This window comes from Streptosporangium nondiastaticum, assembly GCF_003011965.1.
Taxonomy (GTDB): domain Bacteria; phylum Actinomycetota; class Actinomycetes; order Streptomycetales; family Streptomycetaceae; genus Streptomyces; species Streptomyces nondiastaticus.
The window spans coordinates 1-10831 of the sequence record NZ_PXWG01000187.1 but is presented as its reverse complement, the minus strand read 5'-3'; the positions used below and the strand labels follow the sequence as shown (position 1 = coordinate 10831).

The following is a 10831-nucleotide window of genomic DNA, read 5'->3' as shown; positions in this document are numbered from 1 at the left end:
CCCTGCCGGGCGCGGCGCACGGCGCGACGGCCCCCCTGACGTGCCTGACCGCGACGGTGCACGCGGCGGGCGAGGCGGACGGCCCCGCGCCGGACCTCCAGGACGCCGTCGCCGCGGCCCTCTCGCGCTGCCACGACTACCAGCCTGCCGGGCGGTTCCTGTCCGGCACGGCGCAGCGCGGCTACGGCGTCCCCGGCGCGTACGCGGCGGCCGTGCAGCACGTGTGGCGGCGCGACGGGGAGTCCGTGGCGCTCGTCGCCCCTCCCGACGGCCTCGGGCAGGCGGCCTGGGAGGCGTGCCTGCTGCCGCTGCTGGCCGCCGCGCCCGGCGGCCCGTCCGCGCGCCACGCCTACCACCCCGTCTCCTTCGAGCAGGTGCGCTTCGACGGCGAACTGGGCCCGCAGGTATGGGTGATGGCCGTCTTCGCCCCCGGCCGGGCGGGCGCCCGGGCGCGTGCCGACGTGACCGTCGTGGGGGCACACGGCAGACGGCTGGCCGAATTCCGCGGCATCCACCTCGAACGCCTTTCCGAGTCGCCGGCAGCAGGATCGCGGACCGGTTCGGCGCTGCGCCTGCCCGAATTCGCGGCCCATCTCGTGGAAGGTGCCGTGCACGCTCCCAGAACGCTGGCTTCCGTGCTGCGCGGGGCCCTGACCCCGGCCCGCGTCCGCGCATTCGCGAATTCCCCCGCAATTCCCGCGCCCCTTCCGGCAAATGCCGCGTCCGGCCGTGATCCGGAACCCCGATCCGGCCATGAAGCGGAAGAGGCTCCGCGGCAGCCCGAGGGAGCGGGCCCGGACGGGGGCCGGGCCGCGGCGGGGATGCCGACCGGGCCGGCGGCGCTCGTCCACGGCGCGGCCCGCTTGCTGGCCATGGCTCCCGACGGCATCGACCCCCGCCGTCCGCTGCGCGATTATGGCCTGGATTCGCTCATGGCCGCCCGGCTGCGGCAGCAACTGCTGACCGAGCACGGCCTGGTGGTGTCCGTTACGCGGCTGCTGGGCGGGGAGAGCGCCGAGCGGCTGGCCCGTGATCTGCAAGGAGCCGAGATCCCGTAACCGGAAGGCGGGCGGGCTTTGTCGGGCGGGATACGGCGGGGATACGGCGCGCAATGCCGTATCCCCGCATCCGCATCACGACTCCTCCACACTTCGTGAACTTCCAACCATTCATGGATCGTGGTACAAGTAGATCGCCAGACGGGGGCGGGGTCTTCATGCCGAGGGCGCACGACCGTGTCGGCAAGGCGACGGCATGATCATCCATTCGCGGCGGGGCGGATTCGCCGGTCCACCCCGGGCAGCTGGCATGCGAGGCCGCAAGCCGGAGAAGCGATGAACCCAGCAGGAGCAGCCATGGATGACACGCCCGCCACGACCGACTACGCCGCCCCCCTCGGGCGCCGCGAGCGCAACAAGCTCAAGGTCCGCAGCCGCCTGTACGACTCGGCCCTGAAGCTCTTCACGGAGAAGGGCTACGAACAGACCTCGGTCGACGAGATCGCCGAGGCCGCCGACGTCGCGCGCGGCACCTTCTTCAACCACTTCCAGCGCAAGGAAGACCTCATCAGCGCCTGGGGCGAACAGCGGCGCGCCCGCCTCAGGGACGGCCTGAGCGCCTCCGGGATCGAGCAGCAGGACAGCCTGCGCGCCGCCCTGGAGCGCTGCATGCGCATCCTGGCCGCCATCAACGAGGAGGAGCGGGACGTCACCCGCTCCATGCTCATGGCCTGGGTGAAGGCCGGCCGCCCGATGCAGGAGGCCCCGTACGCCGGCGAGATCTTCGCCGAGGTCGTCGACGCCGCCCTGGAGCGCGGCGAACTGCCCGCGGACATCAACGCCTACCGCGTCGGCTGCCTGCTGCGCGACATCTACCTCGGGACGCTCTACCGCTGGTCCCAGGCCGAGGAGCGGGACGCCCACCTGGAGCTGAGCACCGAACTCCACGCGGCGTGCGGCATCATCCTCGACGGGATCCTCCCCGCGGGGCGGGCGGAGCCGGCCGCCGTGCCCTGCTGACGGCCCCTTCCCGGCGGGCCGTCGTTCCTGTACGGGTCTCCGTACAGCCCGCCTCCCGCCGGCGCGCCTAGCATCACCGCCTGCCATCGCCCGCAACCCCCTGCGGGCGCCCGCCGGCTGGAAAGGTCTGTTCCACGATGCTGCGCACCACCGCCGAATTCACCAGGACCAGCGGACCGATCGCCGCCCACGTGGCGACGGGAATCCTCACGGAATCCGCGGTCCGGGAGCTGGACGCCGCCTATCCCGGTGACGACCGTTTCGAGAAGGTCGTCTTCTCCAGCCCCGTCAAGCGCTTCCGGCTGGGCTCCCTGTGGCTCTCCCGGGACGGGAAGCGGCTGCCGGCCGCGGAGCGCCTGCCCGCGGTCTGGTCGCAGCTGCTCGACGACCTCGACGGGCCGGAGTTCACCGCGCGGCTGGAGGAGGTCACCGGACTGGCCCTGGCCGGCCTGCCGCGCGACACCGGCCTGTTCACCCACGCCGAGGGCGAGTTCATCTCCCTGCACCACGACGAGCCCGAGAAGGCCCTGACCGTGGTGCTCTACTTCAACCGGGACTGGCCCGCCGACGGCGGCGGCCACTTCGAGGTCCGCGCCTCGCACAACCCCACGACCGCCCCCGTGCGTTCCCTGCCGCCCGTGGCCGGCACGGCCGTCGCCTTCGACTCCTCCGTCTGGCACGCCACCTCCACGGTGACCACCGGGCGCACGCTGCGCGCGGCCGTCCTGGAGTTCTGGCGCGACCGCCCGCAGCGCTGACCGGGCGGCTCAGACCACCCGGACCGGGTGGCGGACCACCGCGTCGAAGAAGAAGCCCTGGTCGTTGGGGACGGAGCGCAGCGGCTGGGTGGCGCCGGACGTGTCCGTCGCCCGGGCCATGAGGCGGGCGGGCCCCGGCTCGCGCGGGTGCCAGTGGGTGCTCCAGCGGACCCAGCCGCCCGGCCGGGGAGCGTCGTGCAGGCGGGCCTCCCGCCAGGAGGCGCCGTCGTCCGTGCTGACCTCCACCCGGCGGACGCCCCCTCCACCGGACCACGACCGGCCCGTCAGCCGGTGCCCCCGGCCCGCGGCGAACGCCGCCCCGGGGGCCGCCTCGAAGGCGCTGCGCACGGGCTGGCGGGTCAGCGGAGCGCTGCCGCCGGGCGGGTAGGCGGAGCCGAAGAGGCGGTAGAAAACGGTGTTCCACGGGGAGAACAGCGGACGGTCCGACACCTCGATGTCCCCGACCCACTTCACGGAGGCGATGCCCACCCAGGACGGCACCACCAGGCGCGCCGGGCAGCCGTGGTCGGGCAGGAGCGGCCGGCCGTTCATCTCGTAGGCCAGCAGGACGTCGTCGAGGGCCTTCGCCACGGGGAGCGGCCGTCGCACGTGCCCGTAGTCCGTCCCGCCCGCGGTGTACGCCGGGTCGAGGCCGCGCGGCATCACGTCCACCGCCCGCCGCGACAGGCCCGCCGCCCGCAGCACGTCCGACAGGCGCGCGCCCCGCCAGCGCGCCGCGCCGACCGCCCCCAGCGTCCAAGGGGTGCCGGTGACCCGGTCGCCCTGCTGGGAGCCGTAGTAGCTGCGGCCGTTGCCCGCGCACTCCAGGCACGCGCTCGACGTCACGGCGGGCAGGGACCGCAGGTCGTCGTATGAGAACTCGACCGGCCGGCCGCGCAGTCCGCCGCCCCACACCGTGAGGCGCCACCGGGCGGGGTCGAGGACGGGGGTCGACGTGTGGTTGCGGACGAAGAACCGGTCGACCGGCGTGTGGTAGCCCGTGCCCCGCAGCGCTGCCCAGTTCGTCTCCGCGTTGGTGTCCCGCACGGTGAACAGCTCGGCGGGCAGGGGCTTGACGATCCCCGGCTTGCCCGCGGCGTGCGCGATGCCCGCTGCGGCGCCGGCCCCGGCGGCGGCGAGCCCTGCCGCGACGCTCAGCATGCGCAGCACGTTCCGGCGCGAGAGCCCCTCCCCCGCCGCTTCGCCCGCCAGGAACTGCCGCAGCCTGTCGTGGTCGTAGGCGCGCTCGGACATGTACCGGTCCTCCCCGACGTCCCGTAGAACGCCCCGAAGAGCAGGGCGCAGGCTCGGCCGCACGCTGGAAGCGGGCTCCGGCCCACGCTAGAACACGCCCTGCGCTCTGTCCCCACCTCAATCCGGCCGCACCACGAGGCCGCCCGTGCCGGGTTGACCTGAGTTGAGCTGTACACGCCGCGCCCCCGGTGGTGCCATGGCCCTCGCCCGGTGACTCCGCGGACGAGTGGGGGCGTGATGTTCAGAGCACTGACGGCCGCAGGTGCGGCCCTGGCCTTCGCCACCACGGCGTTCGCGCCCGGGACGGCCGCAGCGGCGGACGATCCGCCGCCGGGCAGGGTGATCATTGAGGTGGCCACGGTCAACGGCCTGGGGTGCCCCGCCGGAACCATGACCGTGGCGATGTCCGGGGACAACACGGCCTTCACGTTGATGCTCGGCACCATGCTCGCCCAAGTGGGCGTCGGCTCCAAGCCGAACGACGCCCTGAGGCAATGCCGGATCCGCATGAACATCAGGTCCCCGCAGGGATACACGTACGCGATCGACAGGGCCGACTACGCGGGCATGCTCCACCTGGAGAGGGGCGCCTCCGGCACAGTGAGCGTCAAGAACAGCGTGCAGGGCGACTACTCCGCCCCGGCGAAGCGCGCCTTCACCGGCCCGGCCGACGAGAGCTGGCGCATCTCCAACGCCCCGGACCCCCTCGTCTACGCCCCGTGCGCTCCGTCGGCACTGGAACTCAACATCGTCCTGCGCGTGAGCGCCGGAACCTCGGACACGTCGACGACCACGAGCTTCCTGGCCCTGGACTCGGCCGACGGGTACGCCCGTGCCGACTTCCACCTCGCCTGGAAGCGGTGCCCCGCGGCCTGACGGTCCGGTCCCGTCCGCGAGAATCCCCCCGTGACCGAAACCACCGCCCCCGTCCCCGTCCCCGCCGACGCGCTCCTCACCTCCCTCGAACCGCTGCCGTTCCCGCAGCAGGTGCGGCGGATCGCCCGGTGGGCGCGGGAGCGGGGGGCGCGCGGTGAGCTGGGGGCGGCACTGGCCGGGCTGTCGGAGCGGGGCGGGTACGGGCGGGGCGTCGCGGCGATGGCCGCCGGTACCGGCCGTGACGCCTCTTGGCTGGAGCTGCGGCTGACCGACCCCGATCCGGCCGTACGGGTCCACGCCGTCGCCGCCGTCCGCCGCGGGCTCGTCCCCGACGCCGTGGTCGCAGCAGCGCTGGAGGACGCCCCCACGGCCGTGCGCCGCGAGCTCGTCCGGGCGGTCGTCGCGGGGCGGCGCACCGCGCTCGCGGAGACCCTCGTCCGGCCGGTCCGCGAGCGCTGGGGGGACGCGGAGGCGGCGAAGCTGCTGCCCGTCTGTGAACCGGCGACCGTCGCCGAGCTGCTCCCCGTCCTCCTCCACACCACCGTCCCCTGGGGCAAGCTCGCCCGCCGCCACGCGACCGCCGTCCTGGACGAGGCCGAACGCAGGCTCCGCGCGCTCCCGGAGCACCGCCGGCGCGCGTGGTGGTCCCTGTACGGGGCCGCCGTGGCGGCCACCGTGGACGTCGAGCCCTTGCGGGTGCTCGATCTGCTGCAGCGGCTGTGCCACGAGGCGCTGCCCGCGCAGGTGCACGACCGCATCGGCCGGCTGGCGGCCGCCGACCCCGCCGGCACGGTCCGGCTCCTCCTCGCGCCCGGGCGCACGGACGCCCAGCTCTTCGGCCTGCAGAAGCCCGTCCTGCGGACGCTCGTACGCCACCGGCCGCCCGGCTTCGGCGACCTCGCCCGGGCCCTCGCCCGCCACGAGCCCGCGCTGGTGCGCCTGCTGCGGCTGATGCCGCCGTCGCAGCGCTCCGCCTGCTACGACGCCGCAATGCGCGGACAGGACACCAGCCGCGCGGAGGTGCCGGACCGGATCCTGGAGCTGCTTCCGCGGGAGCGGCGGGAGGCCGAGGCGCGGCGCATGGCCGCGCAGGCCCGCGAGCGCGGGGCGAGCGCGCACACCGTCCTGTCGGCGCTCTCGTACCTACCGGTCGCCGAGGTCCGCGAGGAGCTGCGGGCCGCGGCCCGCAGCTCCGACGCCGGGGACCGGGCGCACGCGTACGGGCTGCTGGTGCGCAACGCGGCCCTCACCCGCGACCCCGGCGCCGTCACCGGCCTGCTCGCCGGCCTGGACCGGCTGCGCAACGAGCAGGAGCCGGTGCGGTCCGCCGCCCTGGCCGCGCTCGCCGCCGTCCACCCCTCGTTGTTCGCCCCCGAGGCCGCCGCCCACCTGGAGCGCATCGCCACGGAGGCGATCGAGGCACGGGACTTCTCGTGGTCCGAGACGTCCGCCCTGCGCTCCCTGGCCCTCGCGCTCCTGCGCGAACACGGCGACGCCGGGGAGAACACCACCGGCGAGAGCGAGCAGGCCGGGTGGGCGCTGCGCACCCTGGCACGGCTGCCCGGCTCCCCCCACCTCACCGGCGGGAACCTGCGGCGCGGGCAGGAGCACCGGCTCTTCGAGGCTCTGCGCCCGTCGCTCGAAGCGGCCGCCGGCAGGGCGGACTTCGCCGGGACCTTCGGCCTGGCGGCCGCCCTCGGTGACCGCGCCCACGCCGTGCCCGGGCTCCAGGCCCTGCTGCGGCGGGCGGTCGAGCACGGCGACCCCGATGACGCCCGCACCGCCGTCTCGTACCGGCTCGGCGACCCGCGCACGCGCGACGCCCGGCTGACCGAGCTCCTCGCCCGGGACCCGTCGGCGGCCGCGCTCCCCTCCGTGGCGCGGATGCTGATGCACCGTCGCACGGACCTGCTGGACGGCGTCCTGGGCGACACGCCTCCCTACGGGCGGTTCCTCACGAAGGACAGCCACTGGCTGCCGCCCGTCGGCCGGGGGACGGCGCACTGGCCGCCGCGCCGGCAGGCCGCCGCCGCGCGCCTGCTGGAGCGCGCGGTCGCCGACACCACGCTGGCGACGCACCAGCGCGTCGATGCGCTCCGCCTGGCCGCGTGGATCCCGGAGTACGGCACCGAGCTGCTGCTGCGCTATGCCGGGCACGGCGAGGTGCCGCTCGCCGAGGCCGCCCTCGCCTCGCTCGCGTGGACGGACACCCCGGGGCGGCACGTGCAGCTGCTGCTCGCGCACGCGGGGGACGACCGGGCACGGGTCGCGGTCGCCGCGGCCTCCCGCGCGGCCCGCTTCGTCGCGCCGTCCGAACTGGCCGGGGCGCTGCGCGGGCTGCTGACCGCGGCCTCCGGGGTGAAGGTGACCAGCAGGAAGGAGGCCGCACGGCTGGCGGCCGCCACGCTGCCCGCGCCCGACGCGGCGGCCCTCCTCGCCGAGGCCGCCGCGCGCCCGGGGCAACACCACGACGTGCAGGCCGCCTGCGTGGCGCTTGCGAAGGGCCTGCTCGCCCACGAGGACGCCTGGGGGCTGCTGGAGTCCGCGGCGGCCGGCCGGCGCGAACTGCGCACGGCCGTCCTCGCGACCCTGCCCCACCGGCTGCCCGAGCAGCACCGGCACCGGTACGCGGCGCTGGTCCGGGCCGTCTGTGACACCGACGACCCCGAGGTCGCCCGCCCGGCGTACGCGGCGCTCGCCCGGTGGTCACCCTGGGCGCCCGGCGCCGCGGACGTCCTGGTGGCGGCCGTCACCGACCTGGCGAACCGGGCGAGCTGGCGGCCCGCCGCCGACGCGCTGTGCCAGGTCGTGGCCCTGACCCCCACCGGGTCGCCGGACGTCGCCCCGCTCGTCCGGGCCGTCACCGCACTCGCCGCTGCCGACGCCCTGCCCGGCACCCCCGACGCGGAGCCCGGCCGCGACCGGCCCGCCCGGGCGCGCCTCCGGCACCTGGTCAACGGGCTCACGGCGCTGAGCACGCCGCATTCCCGCGCGGTCGCGGAAGCCGCCCCCGCGGTCGCCGAGCTGCTCCACGCCTCGGGTGACCACGCCCGCGAGGCCGCCGGCCTGCTGGTGCGGACCCTCGACCCGGACGCGGCGCCCGGCGAGCTGACGGCGCAGCTCCTACGCCTCGCCCGGCTGCACGAGGGGAGGCCCGTGCTCGCGGCCCGCACGGCCGGCTCCCTCGACGGGCGCTTCGGCGGCCGCCACGGCAGCGACGAGGCACTCGCCGAAGCGGCCCGTGCCCTGGCCGGTGACGGAGGCCCGGAGGCCGGCCTGTTCGCGGTCGCCCTCACCGTCGTCGGAGGCCGCCGCACCGGCTGGTCCGCCCCCTGGCGCGAGCAACTGCGGGCCCTGCGCCGCCACGCCCACCCGGACGTGCGCGACGAGGCGCTCGCCAGGGTCACCGCCGAGGAGTGAGCGGCCGCACCAAGGCATGCCCCACCAGGGCAGGCCGCACCAAGGCATGATCGACGGTACGGGGCGCCGGCAGCGGAGACGCCCCGCGAAGGACACGGCGGAGAGGGCGGCAGGGCAGTGGGCGCAGGCGAGGACGGGCAGCGGATCGAGGACGGGCAGCGGATCGCAACGGCGAAGCAGGCGGCGGACCACGAGCTGGTGCTGGCCTTCGGGCGGCTGCAGGGCGCGGCCAACCGGCTGGAGTACATCCTCGGGCGGGCGATCGAGGAGGAGTGCGGGATCAGCCACCTGATGTTCGAGGTCCTCCTCATCCTGGGCCGGGCCGGGCGGCCGGGCCTGTCCATGAAGGCGATCGGCCGGGAACAGGTGCTCACCACGGGCGGCGTGACGCGGCTGATCGACCGCATGGAGGCGGCCGGGCTCGTGGAGCGCACGGACGACCCCGCGGACCGGCGCGGACGGCTGGTCCGGCTGACGCCCCTGGGCGAGGAGACGACGGTCCGCGCCTCCCGCGTGCACGTGGAGAACATCCGCCGCCACTTCGTGGACCCGCTGCCCGCCGCGCACCGCGAGCGCTTCGCCGAGGACCTGCGCATCCTGAGCCACGCGGCACGGGACGCCCTGCCCAGGCTGCGGTAGCGGCCCGGCTGAGCGTTAACCGCCGGCTCGCACGCGCGCATGTGACACAGGTCGCACACCCCTACCGAAATACCTGACACGTCAGTGACTGTTAGCTCAGGTACACCTGCCGGATCAGGTGGTGCATCGCTCCACCCACCCGCGACCAAGGAGCCCCTCCCATGAGCGCCCTCGCCTTCAAGGTCCTCGACCTCGACTTCCCCGTCGGCAGCAGGAACAAGACCGCCACCCTCGTCACCGGCGAGCACGACGCCCTGCTCGTCGACGCCGGCTTCACCCGCGCCGACGGACACCGGCTCGTCGCCGAGGTCCTCGACTCCGGCAAGCGGCTGACCACCGTCTTCCTCAGCCACGGCGACCCCGACTTCTACTTCGGCGCCGAGGTCGTGGCCGACGCCTTCCCCGAGGCGGAGTTCGTCGCCACCCCGCACGTCATCGAGCACATCCGGCGCTCCTACGAAGGCAAGCTCAAGGCCTGGGCCGGGCTCGGCGCGAACCTGCCGACCCGCCTGGTGGACATCGCCCCGCTCACCGGCGACCTCACCCTCGAAGGCCACCGCTTCGAGCTCAAGGGCGGCCCGGCGGAGCTGCCCGACCGGCATTTCCTGTGGCAGGCCGGCAGCCGCGCGCTCCTCGGCGGCGTCCTGCTCTTCGCGCAGGAGCACGTCTGGACCGCCGACACCCGGCGGCCGGAGCAGCGCGCCGCATGGATCGCGCTGCTGGACGAGATGGCGGCGCTCGACCCGCGGCTCGTGGTCGCCGGGCACCGTCTGCCGGGCGCCCCGGCCGACGCGAGCGCCATCGCCGGCACCCGCGCCTACCTGCTCGCCTTCGAGGAGGAGCTGGCCGCGGCCGCCGACGGTGCCGCGCTGACCGGCGCCCTGGCCCGCCGCTTCCCGGACCACGGCATGCTCATCGCCGCGCAGATCGGGGCCAAGGTCGCCAAGGGCGAGATGACGTGGGGATGACCGCCGTGACGGACCGGACGAACATGACGCACCCGGCGAGCCCCGCGGACGTCGTGCGCCGCCAGTACCTCGCCTCGGCCGCCGGCGACCTCGAAGCGCTGCGCGCCACGCTCGCCCCGGACGTGGAGTGGACCGAGATGGCGGGCTTCCCGCTGGCCGGCACGTACCGCACCCCGGCCGGCGTCACGACCCACGTGATGGAGCGGCTCGCCGCCGAGTGGGACGACTGGGTCGTCCACGACGACACGTACGTCGCGGAGGGCGAGAACGTCGTCGTCCTCGCCCGCTACACCGCCGTCAACAAGGCGACGGGCAAGGAGATGCGCGTGCGCGTCGCCCACCACTTCACGGTGCGCGGCGGTCTGATCGTGCGCTTCGAGCAGTTCGTGGACACCGCCAAGGTGCTGGAGGCCATGCGGCCCTGACCGGCGTCCCGAACGCCCGGCGCGAGGTGCTTCAGGAGCCCTTGCCCTCGACGACGCGCCGTGCCGCCTCGCTCTCCGCGGCGGCCGGTGACAGCTCGCTCAGCGTGTCGAGGTCGGTGTCCTCCCGGAGCTCGGTCTCCCAGGCGGCGGCCAGCTTCTCCTGCTGCCGGCGCGGCTGCCTCCGTACCTCCTCGCGGTGGGCCGGGCTCAGCGCCCCCAGGAATCGCTCGACTTCGTCGGCAGGCATGGGTTCTCCCTCGTCAGCGTCGACGGCCACTCCCCTTCCCGCTGCCGGGAGCCCCCGGACCGGCCGGACCTCCCCCTTCACCTGAAAGGGGACCGGGCGGACGCCGGCAGGAGGAGCGGCGGCCGGGCGGCGGCCCGTCCCCGCGACAGCGAAGAGGGACGGGCAGCCGCGCGGCGGCGGGGCTACTCCTGCCGTACGTACAGCCGCAGCCGGGCGAACAGGCCGG

At 75.4% G+C, this 10831-nt stretch carries 10 protein-coding genes; 8 read left to right on the top strand and 2 right to left on the bottom strand.

Annotation, left to right across the window (positions count from 1 at the left end):
• From B7P34_RS33190 to B7P34_RS33180, 3 genes are all read left to right on the top strand, one after another.
• A partial coding sequence (locus B7P34_RS33190) for a phosphopantetheine-binding protein (RefSeq protein WP_146167001.1) occupies positions 1-1058 on the top strand: 1058 nt, incomplete at its 5' end.
• Between the two features lie 297 nt (positions 1059-1355).
• Positions 1356-2018 carry a TetR/AcrR family transcriptional regulator gene (locus tag B7P34_RS33185; RefSeq protein ID WP_106681882.1) on the top strand — a complete coding sequence of 221 codons (663 nt, stop codon included), beginning with the start codon at positions 1356-1358 and terminating at the stop codon, positions 2016-2018.
• A gap of 137 nt (positions 2019-2155) precedes the next feature.
• Complete coding sequence (locus B7P34_RS33180) at positions 2156-2776, top strand: 2OG-Fe(II) oxygenase (RefSeq protein ID WP_106681881.1); 621 nt, start codon at positions 2156-2158, stop codon at positions 2774-2776.
• Positions 2777-2785: 9 nt separating this feature from the next.
• On the opposite strand, the gene B7P34_RS33175 is transcribed toward B7P34_RS33180, so the two are convergent.
• Positions 2786-4030: a sulfite oxidase gene (locus B7P34_RS33175; RefSeq protein ID WP_106681880.1), complete on the bottom strand. Its 1245-nt coding sequence runs from the start codon at positions 4028-4030 to the stop codon at positions 2786-2788.
• Positions 4031-4267: 237 nt separating this feature from the next.
• Between B7P34_RS33175 and B7P34_RS33170 the strand changes: the two genes are divergently transcribed.
• From B7P34_RS33170 to B7P34_RS33150, 5 genes are all read left to right on the top strand, one after another.
• Positions 4268-4906 (top strand): DUF4360 domain-containing protein, encoded by a 639-nt coding sequence (locus tag B7P34_RS33170; protein ID WP_106681879.1) that lies wholly within the window; start codon positions 4268-4270, stop codon positions 4904-4906.
• A gap of 30 nt (positions 4907-4936) precedes the next feature.
• Complete coding sequence (locus tag B7P34_RS33165; RefSeq protein ID WP_106681878.1) at positions 4937-8326, top strand: hypothetical protein; 3390 nt, start codon at positions 4937-4939, stop codon at positions 8324-8326.
• A gap of 117 nt (positions 8327-8443) precedes the next feature.
• On the top strand, positions 8444-8965 hold the full coding sequence (locus B7P34_RS33160) for a MarR family winged helix-turn-helix transcriptional regulator (protein ID WP_223268483.1): 522 nt from the start codon (positions 8444-8446) through the stop codon (positions 8963-8965).
• A 161-nt stretch (positions 8966-9126) separates the two neighbouring features.
• A complete protein-coding gene (locus B7P34_RS33155) occupies positions 9127-9933 on the top strand; it encodes an MBL fold metallo-hydrolase (protein ID WP_106681877.1) in 807 nt (268 codons plus the stop codon).
• Positions 9930-10358: a nuclear transport factor 2 family protein gene (locus B7P34_RS33150; protein ID WP_106681876.1), complete on the top strand. Its 429-nt coding sequence runs from the start codon at positions 9930-9932 to the stop codon at positions 10356-10358. The genes B7P34_RS33155 and B7P34_RS33150 overlap by 4 nt, the downstream gene beginning before the upstream one ends.
• A 31-nt stretch (positions 10359-10389) precedes the next feature.
• On the opposite strand, the gene B7P34_RS33145 is transcribed toward B7P34_RS33150, so the two are convergent.
• Positions 10390-10605, bottom strand: a complete 216-nt coding sequence (locus tag B7P34_RS33145; RefSeq protein ID WP_106681883.1) for a hypothetical protein — start codon at positions 10603-10605, stop codon at positions 10390-10392.
• Between the last annotated feature and the right edge of the window lie 226 nt (positions 10606-10831).